We start from the raw sequence: 15772 nt of genomic DNA on the forward strand, positions 1-15772 counted from the left end.
GAGGCTGGCTGGATCTGGCCGAGCAAAAAACAAAAGGCGACCCAACCGGATCGCCTCTCGTCAAACAAACCATTTAGGAAAGCTTATTCAGCCTTGCCCTCAGCGGCAGCAGCTTCTGCAGCGGCTGCGGCTTTAGCGGCTTCCGCAGCGGCCTTTTCAGCAGCGAGCGCCTGTGCGGCTGCAACCTTTTCCGCTTCCAGACGTGCCTTTTCTTCAGCAACGGCGGCGCGCTCGGCATCATTCAGCTTACGGGCGCGGGTGTTGGTGTTTTCAACGATACGAGCCGACTTGCCGCGACGATCACGCAGATAGTAGAGCTTGGCGCGACGGACCTTACCGCGGCGAACGATCTCGACGCTTTCGAGCATCGGAGAGTGAACCGGGAATACGCGTTCAACGCCTTCGCCGTAGGAGATCTTGCGAACGGTGAAGCTCTCGTTGATGCCGCCGCCTGAACGCGCGATGCAAACGCCTTCATAGGCCTGCACGCGAGTACGATTGCCTTCCTTGACGGTCACGTTGACGCGCAGAGTGTCGCCAGGAGAAAAGTCCGGCAGCTTGCGCTTGGCTTCGATCTTGGCAACCTGTTCGGCTTCCAGCTGTTGGATAATGTTCATGTCTAACCTCAATTTCTTCTGAAACGGCCAGAGCGCTCATCATCAATCCCTAGGTCTTGCCGCAGGACATGGCCGGATAGGCCGAGCGAATTCGCTGTTCTTTGTTTTGGCTGACGGACTTTTGTCCTGATACCGAGCGGGCCATTACACCAACGAACGGCGATTGTCACCCCCAACGCTCCAAATTTGTCGCCATCAGCCTTGCAGGTCAGGCAGACGCCGCCTATCAGGAACGGCAAGAGGAGTCCCTGCATCATGTCCCTTACAATCATCGCGGTCCTGTTTGCCGCCGGCTTTTTTTCTGGCGTGGTGAACGCGATCGCTGGCGGCGGTACCTTTCTGACATTTGGCGCATTGACGCTGGCAGGTCTGCCGCCCATCGCCGCCAATGCGACATCCTCAGTCACCCAGATCCCGGGTTACATCACCTCGACCCTCGCCTATCGCCGCGAGTTCGCCAAGCTCTGGAAAAGTGCAGTGTTGCTGGGCCTGGTATCAGCGCTCGGCGCAGTTGGTGGTGCGCTCTTCCTGATCTCGTTATCCAACCCATCCTTTCGCGCCATGGTGCCTTGGCTGCTGATCGCGGCGACCGCTGTCTTTGCCGCCGGTCCGCTGCTCCGGCCAAAGACATCAGGGGAAAGCCATCCGGCGACGCCCCTTGGGCTCATCATCCAGACAATCACATCTTTTTACGGCGGCTTCTTCGGCGCCGGAATGGGGATCATGATGCTGGCGTCCCTGAGCCTGGCAAGCGGTGGCGACTATCATCGCCTGAATGCTCTCAAGAACTTCCTGTCCATCGTCATTGCAGCGGTCGCCATCGTGGTATTCGCCAGCGCCGGCGCCCTCTCCTGGCCGCATGCATTGGTAATGATCCCGGCTGTTGCACTGGGCGGATATGCCGGTGTCGCAATCGCCCGCAAGGTGCCGCAGGGCATTCTGCGCTGGGTCGTTGTCGCTTCGGGCCTTGGCCTTGCCGCCTATTACTTCGTGACCGGCTGAGTTTGCCCGGTGGACACAAGAAGATCCGGGCGGCGTTCCTGGGTCAGCTTCAAAGACTGCTCGCGCCGCCATTTCTCGATGGCCGCATGATTTCCGGAGGTCAGGACAGCCGGGATCTCAACGCCTTCGAAGACCTGAGGCCGAGTATAATGGGGATGCTCCAGCAGGCCATCCTCGAAGCTCTCATGCACGCCCGAGAGCTGATTGCCCATGACGCCGGGCAGAATTCGAACGACGGCATCGAGCAAGGTCAGGGCAGCCGGCTCTCCGCCAGAGAGAATATAGTCACCTATGGAAACTTCTTCCAGCTGCCGGCTGTCGATGACCCGCTGGTCTATTCCTTCAAAACGACCGCAGACGATGACAACACCATCGCCTTCGGCAATTGAACGAACCTTGTCCTGGGACAAGGGACGACCCCGGGGGCTCATCAGCAGGCGCGGACGCCCGTCGGCGGGCAGCGTATCGATTGCGCGGGCCAGAACATCCGGTCGGAGCACCATACCGGCACCGCCGCCGGAGGGCGTATCGTCAACGCTGCGGTGCTTGTCCTGGGCGAAATCACGGATTTGCACTGCCTCCAGAGACCAGTCGCCGCGTTCCAGCGCGCGACCGGCCAGCGCCTGTCCAAGATGGCCCGGGAACATGTCCGGATAGAGAGTAAGAACAGAAGCCTTGAAGGTCATGTGGCTTCAGGAGCCCTTGTTGCCAGGCTTGCCCTGCCCATAGGGTTTCCCCTTGCCATAGGAGGGCTTGCCGTCATTCTCTTCCTTCAGACCGGCGGCAATCGGATCGACAAGAATGCGTCCATCTTCAAGATCGATCTCAAGCACAGCAGCTTCGGAAAAGGGAATAAGGACCGGGCGGCGACCGGGACCCTTCAGCTCCAGAAGATCGCCAGCACCGAAATCATAGACGCCGGTGACCGCCCCATAATGCTTGCCTTCGCCATCATAGACTTCGAGGCCTTCAAGATCGGCATAATAGAACTCGTCTTCCTCAAGTTCATCATCTGGCAGGGCATCGCGCTCGATGAAGAGTTCCAGACCATTCAACGCTTCGGCCGCATTGCGATCATTGATGCCCCGGAAACGAACAACGACGACGGTCTTGGCTTCGCGCAACTCCAGGATCTCAAACATGCGCCCGTCGGCACTGTAGAGATTGCCATAGTCGCCAAGGGACAGCGGGTCACCGGTAAAGGTCTTGACGCGGACTTCGCCGCGCAGGCCTTGTGCCGCACCGATGACGGCCATCAGCACCGGATTCTCCAACTTTGTCGTAGGCTTTGTCATGATCGTACCACCCGTTCGAGCGTTACGCCGTTTTATGACGAACCGCCAGGAAAGAAAACGCAAAAACGGGCGGCGGAAAACCGCCACCCGTCTTTAAAGCTATTCAGCAGCAATTATTCTGCGGCGGCAGCAGCTTCTGCAGCGTCAGCAGCCTTCTGTGCCTTCTCGGCAGCGCGCTCCTGAGCCTTCTTGCCCGGCTTTGCCTTGTTCGGGTTGTTACGGGCCGGACGCTGAGCAAGGCCAGCTTCCGCCATGAAACGCAGAACGCGGTCGGTCGGCTGTGCGCCCTTGGCAATCCATTCCTGAATGCGCTCGGCGTTCAGTTCAACGCGCTTTTCATGATCCTTGCCGAGCATCGGGTTCCAGGAACCGACCTTCTCGAGAAAACGGCCGTCACGCGGTGCGCGGGCGTCAGCAACGACGATCTGGTAGAAAGGACGCTTCTTGGAACCGCCACGGGCGAGACGAATCTTGAGGGACATTGAGACACTCCTTGGTTTCTTTCGGGACGGCGCTTTGCCATCCGTTTTCTTGTTGAGGCCGCCGTCAGGCGGTCTTTTCGGTTGCACCGCCATGTTCGGCGGCAATGGCTTCATGATGCCGGATGACTTCCTTGATGATGAAGTTCAGGAACTTCTCGGCGAAATCCGGATCCAGATTGGCATCCTGAGCGAGACGGCGCAGGCGGGCGATCTGGTATTCTTCGCGCGCCGGATCAGCCGGCGGCAATTCGTGGGTCGCTTTCAGAACGCCGACCGCTTTCGTGCAGCGGAAGCGCTCGGCAAGCATGTGCACAAGGGCGGCATCGATATTGTCGATCGACTGGCGATAGCCGGCGAGCTGTTCCTTGACGGTCTGATCAATCATCGGCCCACTCACTTCTTCTTCGGCAGGCCGGGAAGGCCACCACCGCCCAGACCGGGTAGACGCGGACCACCAAGGCCCGGCAATCCACCGCCGCCAAGACCTGGCAGGCCACCCGGCTTGATTCCGGCGGATTCCGCCTGCTTGGCAAGGGCTTCAAGCTGCTTGGGGTCGAGCTTGGAAAGATCAGGCATGCCGCCCATTCCACCCATGCCGCCAAGACCCATCTTGGCCGCCATACCGCCCATCATCTGCTTCATCATGCCGCCGCCCTTCTTGCCGCCCATGGCCTTCATCATGTCGGCCATCTGGCGGTGCATCTTGAGCAGCTTGTTGATATCGGAAGCGTCCGTACCGGAGCCGCTGGCGATGCGCTTCTTGCGGGAATGCTTGAGGATATCGGGATTGGCACGCTCGGCTTTGGTCATCGAGGAAATGATGGCAAGCTGGCGCTTGAAGATCTTGTCATCCAGGCCGGCTGCCGACATCTTGTCCTTCATGCCGGCCATGCCCGGCATCATGCCCATGATCCCGCCCATGCCACCCATGGCCTGCATCTGCTTGATCTGTTCGGCGAGGTCGTTGAGGTCAAACTTGCCCTTGGCCATCTTCTCGGCCATCGCGCGGGCTTTTTCAGCGTCGATGTTTTCGGCCGCCTTTTCGACCAGCGAAACAATGTCGCCCATGCCGAGGATACGGTCGGCGATGCGACGCGGGTGGAACTCGTCGAGTTCCGTCATCTTTTCACCGACGCCGATCAGCTTGATCGGTTTTCCGGTGACGGCACGCATCGAAAGCGCTGCACCGCCACGGCCATCACCGTCCATACGGGTCAACACAAGGCCGGTAATGCCGACGCGCTCATCGAAATTGCGCGCGAGATTAACGGCATCCTGACCGGTCAGGGCATCGGCAACCAGAAGGATTTCATGCGGCTTGGCGCGAGACTTGATCTCGGCCATCTCGATCATCAGCGGTTCGTCGATATGGGTCCGACCGGCCGTATCGAGAAGAACAACGTCATGACCACCAAGCTTTGCAGCTTGCACGGCACGCGATGCAATATCCGTCGGCGACTGCCCGGCAATAATCGGCAGTGTGTCGATACCCGTCTGGACACCGAGCTGGCGAAGCTGTTCCTGGGCTGCCGGACGACGGGTATCGAGAGATGCCATAAGCACCTTCTTGCGATCGCGATCAGTCAATCGCTTGGCGATCTTGCCCGTGGTCGTCGTCTTACCGGAACCCTGCAGACCAACCATCATGATGACGACAGGGGCTGCTGCTATGAGATCGACGCCAACGCCCTCGCTGCCGAGCATTTCGACCAGCTCGTCATGGACGATCTTGACGACCATCTGGCCGGGCTTGATCGATTTCAGGACGGCTGCCCCGACAGCCTTTTCACGAACGCGTTCGATGAAGTCACGAACGACCTCGAGCGCTACGTCCGCTTCAAGAAGCGCACGACGCACCTCACGCAACGCCGCCGAGACATCCGCCTCGGACAAGGCGCCACGGCCGGTCAGTCCATTCAGGATGGAACCAAGACGGTCCTGGAGGTTTTCAAACATCGGCTCTTCCTTGCATGGTTTCGGACACCCGAAACCTCGGTATTCCAGCGCCGAAAAGCAAGACACAAAGCCAAAATGCACCCGAGGGCGCATCGCGCTGTCGGGTGTTGACCTCCGGGATCTGTTTATACCACAAGGGGTCCCGGTCGGTGGCTCGGAGTTCTTGTCTCGTCGCAGATGCGCGGGATAAACAGGAAATGCAGTGGAAAGTCAAGCCGAGCCGGGATTTCCGCCGATTCGTCATGCTTCGGGGATCCGAGCCGACGTGTTTTTCGTAAAAGATCTGAGATAACCTAGGGGGTAACCATGAACAGACGCCGCTTTCTGAAATGGTCGGGCCTCGGGCTCGTCGCAGCCACCCTGGGAGGTTTGGGCATGCGCCAAGCACAAGCCGGAAACCGCTATTACTCCGGCCCTGTCTCCGATCACTTCGATGGTACGACCTTCTTCAATCCGGGCGGTGAAGAGCCTCGCGGCTTTACAGACCTTCTGCGCTGGCAGTTCGGCGGCGGCAAGATCGAGTGGCCGCGACCGGCGCAGGCTGCCGATGTCGTGACGACGAAACCGGAACCACGTGTCGAGGGAAGCCGGCTTGTGGTAACCATGGTCGGCCATGCGACACTGCTCATCCAGACGGCGGGGCTCAATATTCTGACCGACCCGGTCTGGTCGGAGCGAGCAAGCCCCGTGACCTTTGCGGGCCCGAAGCGGGCAAACCCGCCGGGCGTGACTTTTGACGACTTGCCTCCGATCGATCTTGTCCTGGTCACCCACAATCACTACGACCATCTGGATATCGAAACGCTCAAGCGACTGGTGTCACGTGACAACCCTGCGATCGTGACCCCGCTTGGGAATGATACGATCATCCTGGGCGACATACCGAATGCCGCCATTCGGGTTATGGACTGGGGCGACACATTCGATTTCGGACGCGGGATGATCGTCCATTGCGAGCCATGCCACCACTGGTCAGCACGCGGAATGGGCGATCGCCGCATGGCGCTTTGGGCAGCTTTCGTGCTCGAAACACCGGGTGGCAAGATCTATCACATAGGCGATACGGGCTATAACAACGGTACTCATTACCGGCAGGTGAAGGCGAAGCATGGCGACATACGGCTCGCGATCATGCCAATTGGGGCCTATGAACCGCGCTGGTTCATGAAGGCGCAGCATCAGAACCCGCAGGAAGCAATCGACGGATTTCTGCTCTCCAGTGCGCGCTATGGCATTGGTCACCACTTCGGAACATTCCAGCTGACCAATGAAGGCATTGATGACCCACCCAAGGCCCTGAAGGTCGCCATGGAGCGAGCCGCATTGACCTCGGCCCAGTTCCGGGGCCTTCGTCCAGGCGAGCAGTTTGACGTGCCGCTCGCTGAGCCCGCATGATTTCGAACTAACCATCTTTTGTCAGTGATTGACAAGCGGAGTGGATTTTTTAGACTGAAGCCATTCACCAGGGGTGTCCCGACAAGGGGCTGAGATTCCGCTACGACAGGTCCGACCAGGGCCATGACAGCGCGGTGACCCGTTGAACCTGATCCAGTTCATACTGGCGTAGGGACGGTGCGAGCGCTGCGAAAACGACGATTCGAGAACCCGAATCCCGTGGCGTCTTTTCATCATTCCGGCTGACATGACTGGGTCTCCAACCTGAACACTTGGAGCTCCATGATGAACATTGCCCCTAACTTCCCAAAGCCCGACGTCACCACCGGGCCGCTTCCCGCCTCGACCAAGATCTTCTTGGCAGGGGACATGCACCCGGATATCCGCGTGCCCCTGCGCCAGATCGCGCTGCACCCGACCTCCGGCGAACCGCCTGTGAATGTCTATGACGCTTCAGGACCCTATACCGACCCGCAGGCGACCATCGCCATCGACCAGGGGCTTGCCCGGCACCGGACAGCCTGGGTCCAGGCACGCGGCGATGTCGAGGCCTATGACGGCCGCGCGGTCAAACCCGAGGACAATGGTTTTGTCTCTGCCGACAAGCTGACACCGGCGTTTCCCGTGAAACATCAACCGCTTCGTGCCACGGGCGGCAAGGCCGTGACGCAGCTTGCCTATGCCCGCGCCGGCATCAGCACGCCGGAAATGGAATATGTGGCAATTCGCGAAAACCTTGGCCGCAAGGCCGCAAAGGAAGCGCTCGTACGCGACGGCGAGAGCTTCGGTGCGCATATCCCCGATCATGTCACACCGGAATTCGTGCGGCAGGAGATCGCTGCAGGTCGTGCGATCATCCCCGCCAACATCAACCATCCCGAACTCGAGCCGATGATCATCGGCCGGAATTTCCTGGTGAAGATCAACGCCAATATCGGCAATTCGGCTGTCACCTCTTCCATGGCCGAGGAAGTCGAGAAGATGGTCTGGGCGATCCGCTGGGGGGCCGATACGGTCATGGATCTCTCGACCGGCCGCAACATTCACAACATCCGCGACTGGATCATCCGCAACTCGCCCGTGCCGATCGGCACCGTGCCGCTCTACCAGGCGCTGGAAAAGGTCGGCGGTATCGCCGAAGACCTGACCTGGGAGGTCTATCGCGACACGCTGATCGAGCAGGCCGAGCAGGGCGTCGACTATTTCACCATCCATGCCGGCGTGCGGCTGCATTACATCCCGCTCACCGTCAACCGCGTCACCGGCATCGTCTCGCGCGGTGGTTCGATCATGGCCAAGTGGTGTCTGCATCACCACAAGGAGAGCTTCCTCTACGAGCATTTCGAGGAGATCTGCGACATCTGCCGCGCCTACGATGTCTCCTTCTCGCTGGGCGATGGCTTGCGCCCCGGCTCGATTGCCGATGCCAATGATGCCGCCCAGTTTGCGGAACTGGAGACGCTGGGTGAGCTGACCAAGATTGCCTGGGAGAAGGATTGCCAGGTGATGATCGAGGGGCCCGGCCATGTTCCCATGCACAAGATCAAAGAGAACATGGACAAGCAGCTGAAGACCTGCGGCGAAGCCCCCTTCTATACGCTGGGGCCGCTGACGACGGATATTGCACCCGGCTACGACCACATCACCTCCGGCATCGGTGCCGCGATGATCGGCTGGTTCGGCACGGCGATGCTTTGCTATGTCACGCCGAAGGAGCATCTGGGTCTGCCCGACCGCGACGACGTGAAGACCGGCGTCATCACCTACAAGATCGCAGCCCATGCCGCCGACGTCGCCAAGGGTCATCCGGCAGCCCAGCTGCGCGACGATGCTCTTTCCCGCGCCCGCTTCGAATTCCGCTGGGAAGACCAGTTCAACCTGTCGCTCGATCCGGAAACCGCCCGCGCCTTCCACGACGAAACCCTGCCGAAGGAGGCGCACAAGGTCGCGCATTTCTGCTCGATGTGCGGACCGAAATTCTGCTCGATGCGCATATCCCATGACATTCGCGCAGAGGCCCAGAAGGAGGGCCTGACCGCCATGGCGGAGAAATACCGGGCCGGCGGCGATCTCTACATGACGGCAGACGAGATCGAAGCGCTTGAGGCCGGAGAGCGGCCATGACCGTTCTCGTGAAGGGCGCCGGTGTCGCGGGGCTGGCGACGGCGCTGGAACTGGCGCGCAGGGGTATCTCCGTCGAGGTCGTGGAGCACCGGACCGATATTGGGCTTGGCGCCTCCCATTGGGCGGGCGGCATGCTTGCCCCCTATTGCGAGCGGGAGGCGGCGGAAGAGATCGTGATGACGCTTGGCCTTTCCGCCGCCAACTGGTGGGACGAGGCCGCGCCCGGTCTCGTCCAGCGCCGGGGCACGCTGGTGCTGGCCAATCCCCGCGATCTTTCCGACCTCAAGCGCTTTGCGAGCCGCACGCGCGGCCATCGCTGGCTGGGCGAGGACGCGATTGCAGAGCTCGAGCCGGATCTGAAAGGGCGCTTCGGCACCGGCCTCTTCTTTTCGGAGGAGGCCCATCTTGATCCCCGCCAGGCCTTGCGGGGTCTTTATCAGGCGGCGCGGCAACTCGGTGTCTCCTTCCGCTTCGGGGAGAAGGCCAATGATGCGGGAGCCTATGCGAGCGTCGTCGATTGCCGGGGACCGCAGGCGATCGGCGAAATCGAAGACATGCGGGGCGTGCGCGGAGAGATGCTCTATCTGGAAACGACCGAGGTAAGCCTCTCCCGTCCCGTGCGCCTCCTGCATCCCCGCCACCCCCTTTACATCGTGCCGCGCGGCAACGGGCTGTTCATGCTGGGCGCGACGATGATTGAAGCGGAGGATGACGGACCGATCACGGCGCGTTCGATGATGGAGCTGCTAAACACCGCCTATGCCCTGCACCCGGCCTTTGCCGAGGCGCGCATCGTGGAAACCGGCACCGGCATCCGCCCGGCTTTCCCGGACAATGTGCCCCGCCTCATCGAAACTTCCGAAGGTCTGGCAGTCGCCGGTATGCACCGCCACGGCTTTTTGCTGGCTCCAGCAATGGCGCGTGAGGCGGCGGAGAGGCTCACGACCACACACGCATCTGAGAGAAGGAGGAGCGCATGAAGCTCACCGTCAACGGAGAAGCCCTGGAGCTCAATGCAGGCAATCTCGCCGATCTGCTGGCAAAGCTCGACTACGAGGGCGACTGGCTGGCAACCGCCGTCAATGGCGACCTCGTTCACCGCGAGGAGCGCGCCGCCCATCCTTTGAAGGAGGGCGACCGGATCGAAATCCTTTCACCCATGCAGGGAGGCTGAGATGAGACTCGAACTCTATGGCAAGACCATCTCCTCGCGCCTGCTGCTCGGCACCGCGCGCTACCCCTCGCCCGCGATCCTGGCGGAGGCCGTGCGGCGCTCGAAGACCGAGATCGTCACCGTCTCGCTGCGCCGGGAAACCGCAGGCGGCAAGGCGGGCGGGGCTTTCTTCCAGCTGATCCGCGATCTTGGCGTTCAGGTTCTGCCCAACACCGCTGGTTGCCACAGCGCCCGCGAGGCGGTGCTGACGGCAAAGATGGCGCGGGAGGTCTTCGGCACAACCTGGATCAAGCTCGAGGTGATCGGGCATCACGACACGCTGCAGCCCGATGTTTTCGAACTGGTGGAAGCGGCGAAGATCCTTGTGAGCGAGGGCTTCGAGGTCTTCCCCTACACCACAGACGATCTGGTCGTCGGGGAGAAGCTTCTCGCCGCCGGATGCCGGGTGCTGATGCCCTGGTGCGCGCCGATCGGCAGCGCCATGGGGCCGCAGAATCTGCCGGCACTCAAATCCATGCGGGCGGAATTCCCCGACGTGCCGCTGATCATCGATGCAGGCATCGGTCGTCCCTCCCATGCGACAGCGGTGATGGAACTCGGCTATGACGCCGTGCTGCTCAACACCGCCGTTGCCATCGCCGGCGATCCGGCTGAAATGGCCGAGGCCTTTGCCAAGGCGATCGAGGCGGGACATATCGCCCATCATGCCGGCATGCTTGAACCGCGCGACTTGGCGGTACCGTCCACCCCCGTCATCGGAAAGGGGGTCTTTGCATGAAGCTCGATCCCTTCTACCTCATCGTCGACAGTGCAGACTGGATCGAGCGGCTGGTGCCGCTGGGGGTCAAGCTGGCGCAACTGCGGATGAAGGACGCCGAGGAAAGCGTGCTTCGCCAGCATGTTCGACGCGCCCGGCAATGCTGTGCCGATCATGGCTGCCAGCTCATCGTCAACGACTTCTGGCAGATCGCCATCGACGAGGCCTGCGACTTCGTGCATCTCGGCCAGGAGGATCTGACAACGGCAGACCTCGCGGCCATCCGCAGCGCGGGCCTGAAGCTTGGCCTCTCGACCCATGATGAGGCGGAACTCGAAACCGCACTCGCCGCCAAGCCTGATTATGTGGCCCTCGGCCCCGTCTATCCGACGATCCTGAAGAAGATGCCCTGGGCCCCTCAGGGTCTGGAACGGCTGACAGTGTGGAAGAAAAAGATCGCCCCCCTGCCCCTGGTCGCCATTGGCGGGCTTCGGCCCGACCGGCTTCCCGGTGTCTTTGCGGCAGGTGCTGACAGTGCGGCTGTGGTGACGGACATTACCTTGCATGCCGATCCCGAGGCGCGAACCCGGGAATGGCTTGAAGTGACCGAACCATGGCGTTGACCATGCACGCGCAGTTTTGGCCGCTCTACTGGTAATTCGGCTGCTTTTCCGCCATATAGGCTGAAAACGCAGCTTTCTGGAGTGACGATGTCGGATCGGGTCGAATTCGCTGTTATGAACGGGCTTGGCAACAAGATCCTGGTCGTCGACATGCGCGGTCGCACCGACCGGGTGACCCCTGCTGCTGCGATTGCACTCGCCGCCGACCCGGCAACCGCCTTCGACCAGATCATGGCGATCCATGATCCGAAGCTCGACGGCACCGACGCCTATATCGACATCCTGAATTGCGATGGCTCCAAGGCGCAAGCCTGCGGCAACGGCACGCGCTGCGTGGTACAGGCGCTAGCCGCCGAAACCGGCCGCAAGAGCTTCACCTTCCAGACCATTGCCGGCATCCTGAATGCCGTCGAGCATGTGGATGGCACGATCTCCGTCGACATGGGCAAACCCGTCTTTGCCTGGGACAAGATCCCGCTGTCTGAAGAATTCCACGACACCAGCCGCATCGAGTTGCAGATCGGCCCGATCGATGCACCGATCCTGCATTCGCCCTCGGCCATGTCGATGGGCAATCCGCATGCTGTGTTCTGGGTCGATCGCGATCCGATGAGTTTTGATCTGGAGCGCTTCGGGCCACTCCTGGAGAACCATCCAATCTTCCCGGAAAAGGCCAATATCACGCTGGCCCAGGTCACCTCGAAGACGACGATGATCACCCGCACCTGGGAGCGCGGCGCCGGCCTGACGCTTGCCTGCGGCTCTGCCGCCTGCGCGGCTGGTGTGTCTGCAGCTCGCACCGGCCGCACCGAGCGCAAGGTAACGATCACGGTGGCGTCGAGCCCCAATCGCGGAACGCTGACCATCGACTGGCGCGCCGACGACAAGGTCGTCATGACCGGCCCCGCCGAATGGGAATGGTCCGGCACAGTTGATCCGGCAACCGGGGACTGGGAACGTGACGAGAGCGGGCAGGCAGAGGCCGCGACCCCGTGATGTCTGAACAGAAAGGTGCCGTCGAAGTCATCACCTTTGGCTGTCGCCTCAACACTTACGAATCCGAAGTCATGAAGGCCGAGGCCGCCAAGGCCGGCCTCGACAACGCGATCCTCGTCAACACCTGTGCCGTGACCTCAGAGGCCGTGCGCCAGGCCCGCCAGGCGATCCGCCGGGCACGCCGGGAAAACCCGGAAGCCCGCATCATCGTCACCGGCTGCGCTGCCCAGACGGAAGCGCAGAACTTCGCTGATATGCCCGAGGTTGATGCCGTCCTCGGCAACGAGGAAAAACTAAAGGCCGAGCATTATCGCCGCCTGCCGGATTTCGGCGTCTCGGCGGAAGAGAAGGTTGCTGTCAACGACATCATGAGCGTGACCGAGACGGCGCCGCAGATGGTGGCCCATATCGACGGCCATGTGCGCGGTTTCCTGCAGGTGCAGAATGGCTGCGATCACCGCTGCACCTTCTGCATCATCCCCTATGGTCGTGGCAATTCGCGTTCCGTGCCGATGGGCGCCGTCGTCGAGCAGGCGCGCAAACTCGTCGAGAACGGCTATCGCGAAGTGGTGCTGACCGGCGTCGATGCGACGAGTTATGGCGCGGACCTGCCCGGCAATCCGACGCTTGGCCTTCTCGCAAAGACATTGCTGAAGCAGGTGCCGGAAATCCTGCGCCTGCGCCTTTCCTCGATCGACAGCATCGAGGCAGACAGCCATCTCTTCGACCTGATTGCCGATGAGCCGCGTTTCATGCCGCATCTGCATCTGTCTCTCCAGCATGGCGACGACTTGATCCTGAAGCGCATGAAGCGGCGGCATTCGCGCGCCGATGGGATTGCCTTTGCCGAACAAGTCCGGCGCCTGCGCCCGGGCTTTGCCTTCGGTGCCGACATGATCGCCGGTTTTCCGACAGAGACTGAGGAGATGGCGGCAAACTCCGCCCGCCTTGCCGAGGAAATCGGCATCGCGCATCTGCATGTCTTTCCCTACAGCCCCCGCCCCGGCACGCCGGCAGCCCGGATGCCGCAGCTTGATCGGGCACTCGTCAAGCAGCGGGCCGCAGATCTTCGGGCCATTGCAGAACGCCTGCAGATGACCCATCTGAAGGCAAGGGTCGGCACACGGCAAAAGCTGCTGGTGGAACGCCATGAAATGGCCCATACGGAAGACTTCACCCTCGTCGCAGCTCCCGGTTATCAACCGGGCGAATTGATCGATGTGGTGATCGGCGGCCAGAACGGTCGCCATTTGACGATTGCATCGGCCTCGGCAAGCGTTGCGGCCTGAGACACGGAAAAGACAGATCATGGCCATCGGTTTCATCAAGAAAGTCTTCACCTTCGGCAAGGAGAAGCCTGCGGAAGCGCCGATGGATGAGCCCTCTTCCTCCGCACCGGCAGCAGATGAGAACACCGATGCACTCTCGGAGCCAGAAGCATCCTTGCCAGTCATCGACGACATCGAAATGTCGAGCGATGACAACAAGGACGCTGCGAAAGTAGAGGATGGCCACGGGCTGATCGGCCTCGAAGCTTCTGCGTCGACCTCGGCAGATTCGCAGCATGATGAAGTCGCAGAGCCTGAAACTGAAAACATCCTGCATCCGAACCTTGAACAGCCAGCCGACATCAGCCATGGCGAGATGCATGATGAGCAGGAAATAGCCCCTAGGCTGCCGAAGGGTTTCGTTTCGGGTGAGGCAAACTCAAAGGACGAGGCACCTGTCCTTGAGGTACAAAACCTCAGCTGGTTCCAACGCCTTAAGGCCGGACTTTTCCGCACGTCTTCGCAACTGACGGGCCAGATCACCGCACTATTCACAAAGCGCAAGCTGGACGAAGAGACGCTCGAGGAACTGGAAGATCTCTTGATCCAGGCAGATCTTGGCGTGGAGACGGCACTGCGTGTGACCGACGCGCTCGCTTCCGAACGCTATGGCAAGGACGTGACTGGAGAAGATGTCACGAAGATCATGGCGACAGAAATCGTCAAGGTGCTGAAGCCGGTGGCAAAGCCTCTGGCGCTCGACCTGAGCCATAAACCACACGTGATATTGGTCGTGGGCGTGAACGGTACCGGCAAGACGACCACCATTGGTAAGCTGGCCGCCAAGCTTTCAGGTTCGGGGCTCAAGGTCATGCTGGCCGCCGGCGATACGTTCCGTGCAGCCGCGATCGAACAACTCAAGATCTGGGCCGATCGGACTGGCTCGACCTTCCTTGGAACCAAACTTGGGGCGGATGCCGCTGGCCTTGCCTATGAAGCCTTCGAACGAGCCAGAGCCGACAAGGCCGATGTCCTGATCATCGACACGGCAGGGCGCCTTCAGAACAAGACGGAATTGATGGCCGAACTTGAAAAGATCGTCCGCGTTCTTGGCAGGCTTGATCCGGATGCGCCGCACACCGTTCTGCAAACGCTGGATGCGACAACGGGCCAGAATGCCCTCCAACAGGTCGAGATCTTCCGCAACGTGGCTGGCGTCAATGGCCTGATCATGACCAAGCTTGATGGTACCGCCCGCGGCGGTATCCTGGTTGCGATCGCCGCCAAGCACAAACTGCCGGTCTATTTCATCGGGGTCGGCGAAGGAATTGACGATCTTGAACCCTTCGAAGCCGAAGACTTCGCCAGTGCCATTGCCGGCATTGCGCGTTGATCCGCCATAACTACAAGGAACCTAGCTTTATGTCGGATACGTCGACCGATACCCAGTCTTCTCAGGCCGAAAAGCAGCGTCCCATGCTGAAAATGGCTCTCGAACTCGGCCCGCTGCTGGTCTTCTTCTTTGGCAATCTGCGCGCAGAATGGCTGGCTAAAACCTTTCCTGAATTGACCGCGATCGGCGGGCCGCTGCTGATTGCAACGGCACTTTTCATGGTTGCCACCGTGATATCGCTGGTTATCTCGAAAATCGTGTTCAAGCACCTGCCGGTCATGCCCTTTGTGTCCGGCGTGGTAGTCCTGATCTTCGGTGGTCTATCGATCTGGCTGCAGGACGAAATCTTCATCAAGATGAAGCCGACGATCGTCAACACGCTCTTCGGCGTGGTCCTGCTCGGCGGGCTCGCCTTCGGAACCTCGCTCCTGGGTTATGTCTTCAACGCCGCCTTCCAGCTCGACGCGGAAGGCTGGCGCAAGTTGACGCTGCGCTGGGGCATCTTTTTCCTGTTCCTTGCGGTCCTGAACGAAGTCGTCTGGCGCAATTTCTCCGATGATGTCTGGGTCAGCTTCAAGGTCTGGGGCACGATGCCGATCACAATCCTCTTCACCCTTGCCCAGATGCCACTGATCATGAAGCACTCGCTGGAAGAAACAAGGCCGGACCAGAAGCCTTGAACTCGACCTC

Annotated in this window: 17 protein-coding genes and 1 riboswitch; of the genes, 11 read left to right on the forward strand and 6 right to left on the reverse strand. The window is 60.7% G+C overall.

Annotated elements, in window-relative coordinates; all coding sequences use genetic code 11:
* Nucleotides 1-83 precede the first annotated feature (83 nt).
* Nucleotides 84-617 (reverse strand): 50S ribosomal protein L19, encoded by a 534-nt coding sequence (gene rplS / locus FE840_RS04145; RefSeq protein WP_138286983.1) that lies wholly within the window; start codon nt 615-617, stop codon nt 84-86.
* Nucleotides 618-872: 255 nt separating this feature from the next.
* On the opposite strand from rplS, the gene FE840_RS04150 reads away from it, so the two are divergent.
* Nucleotides 873-1619: a sulfite exporter TauE/SafE family protein gene (locus FE840_RS04150; RefSeq protein WP_138286981.1), complete on the forward strand. Its 747-nt coding sequence runs from the start codon at nt 873-875 to the stop codon at nt 1617-1619.
* Here FE840_RS04150 and trmD read toward each other — a convergent pair.
* The 5 genes from trmD to ffh all read right to left on the reverse strand — a co-directional run bounded on the left by trmD (nt 1601) and on the right by ffh (nt 5352).
* On the reverse strand, nt 1601-2305 hold the full coding sequence (gene trmD / locus FE840_RS04155) for a tRNA (guanosine(37)-N1)-methyltransferase TrmD (protein ID WP_138286980.1): 705 nt from the start codon (nt 2303-2305) through the stop codon (nt 1601-1603). The two genes, FE840_RS04150 and trmD, sit on opposite strands and share 19 nt — an antisense overlap.
* A 6-nt stretch (nt 2306-2311) precedes the next feature.
* The gene (gene rimM, locus FE840_RS04160) at nt 2312-2914 is read right to left on the reverse strand and encodes a ribosome maturation factor RimM (protein ID WP_138286978.1); all 603 of its coding nucleotides are present in this window, start codon (nt 2912-2914) and stop codon (nt 2312-2314) included.
* 113 nt (nt 2915-3027) lie between these two features.
* Nucleotides 3028-3396, reverse strand: a complete 369-nt coding sequence (gene rpsP / locus FE840_RS04165) for a 30S ribosomal protein S16 (protein ID WP_138286976.1) — start codon at nt 3394-3396, stop codon at nt 3028-3030.
* A gap of 64 nt (nt 3397-3460) precedes the next feature.
* Nucleotides 3461-3781: a chorismate mutase gene (locus tag FE840_RS04170; protein ID WP_138286974.1), complete on the reverse strand. Its 321-nt coding sequence runs from the start codon at nt 3779-3781 to the stop codon at nt 3461-3463.
* 8 nt (nt 3782-3789) lie between these two features.
* Entirely contained in the window at nt 3790-5352 is a 1563-nt protein-coding gene (gene ffh / locus FE840_RS04175; RefSeq protein WP_138286972.1) for a signal recognition particle protein, read from the reverse strand.
* A 306-nt stretch (nt 5353-5658) separates the two neighbouring features.
* Here ffh and FE840_RS04180 point away from each other — a divergent pair, with 306 nt between their 5' ends.
* The 10 genes from FE840_RS04180 (at nt 5659) to FE840_RS04225 (ending at nt 15762) form a co-directional block, all read left to right on the forward strand.
* Nucleotides 5659-6747, forward strand: coding sequence for an MBL fold metallo-hydrolase (locus FE840_RS04180; protein ID WP_138286968.1), 1089 nt, complete (start codon nt 5659-5661; stop codon nt 6745-6747).
* A 59-nt stretch (nt 6748-6806) separates the two neighbouring features.
* Nucleotides 6807-6940: riboswitch (TPP riboswitch) on the forward strand.
* Nucleotides 6941-7032: 92 nt separating this feature from the next.
* Nucleotides 7033-8871 carry a phosphomethylpyrimidine synthase ThiC gene (gene thiC, locus FE840_RS04185; protein ID WP_138286966.1) on the forward strand — a complete coding sequence of 613 codons (1839 nt, stop codon included), beginning with the start codon at nt 7033-7035 and terminating at the stop codon, nt 8869-8871.
* The gene (gene thiO / locus FE840_RS04190) at nt 8868-9851 is read left to right on the forward strand and encodes a glycine oxidase ThiO (protein ID WP_138286964.1); all 984 of its coding nucleotides are present in this window, start codon (nt 8868-8870) and stop codon (nt 9849-9851) included. Before thiC ends, thiO begins: the two co-directional genes overlap by 4 nt.
* On the forward strand, nt 9848-10045 hold the full coding sequence (gene thiS / locus FE840_RS04195) for a sulfur carrier protein ThiS (RefSeq protein ID WP_138286962.1): 198 nt from the start codon (nt 9848-9850) through the stop codon (nt 10043-10045). The genes thiO and thiS overlap by 4 nt, the downstream gene beginning before the upstream one ends.
* A 1-nt stretch (nt 10046) precedes the next feature.
* Entirely contained in the window at nt 10047-10823 is a 777-nt protein-coding gene (locus FE840_RS04200; RefSeq protein WP_138286960.1) for a thiazole synthase, read from the forward strand.
* Nucleotides 10820-11425 carry a thiamine phosphate synthase gene (locus tag FE840_RS04205; protein WP_138286958.1) on the forward strand — a complete coding sequence of 202 codons (606 nt, stop codon included), beginning with the start codon at nt 10820-10822 and terminating at the stop codon, nt 11423-11425. Before FE840_RS04200 ends, FE840_RS04205 begins: the two co-directional genes overlap by 4 nt.
* Before the next feature lie 87 nt (nt 11426-11512).
* The gene (gene dapF / locus FE840_RS04210) at nt 11513-12421 is read left to right on the forward strand and encodes a diaminopimelate epimerase (protein ID WP_138286956.1); all 909 of its coding nucleotides are present in this window, start codon (nt 11513-11515) and stop codon (nt 12419-12421) included.
* Nucleotides 12421-13710: a tRNA (N(6)-L-threonylcarbamoyladenosine(37)-C(2))-methylthiotransferase MtaB gene (mtaB, locus tag FE840_RS04215; RefSeq protein ID WP_138286954.1), complete on the forward strand. Its 1290-nt coding sequence runs from the start codon at nt 12421-12423 to the stop codon at nt 13708-13710. Before dapF ends, mtaB begins: the two co-directional genes overlap by 1 nt.
* 19 nt (nt 13711-13729) lie before the next feature.
* Nucleotides 13730-15082: a signal recognition particle-docking protein FtsY gene (gene ftsY / locus FE840_RS04220; RefSeq protein ID WP_138286953.1), complete on the forward strand. Its 1353-nt coding sequence runs from the start codon at nt 13730-13732 to the stop codon at nt 15080-15082.
* Between the two features lie 29 nt (nt 15083-15111).
* Nucleotides 15112-15762: a septation protein A gene (locus tag FE840_RS04225; protein WP_138286951.1), complete on the forward strand. Its 651-nt coding sequence runs from the start codon at nt 15112-15114 to the stop codon at nt 15760-15762.
* Nucleotides 15763-15772: the final 10 nt, after the last annotated feature.

The sequence above is a fragment of the Peteryoungia desertarenae genome, from assembly GCF_005860795.2.
Taxonomy (GTDB): domain Bacteria; phylum Pseudomonadota; class Alphaproteobacteria; order Rhizobiales; family Rhizobiaceae; genus Allorhizobium; species Allorhizobium desertarenae.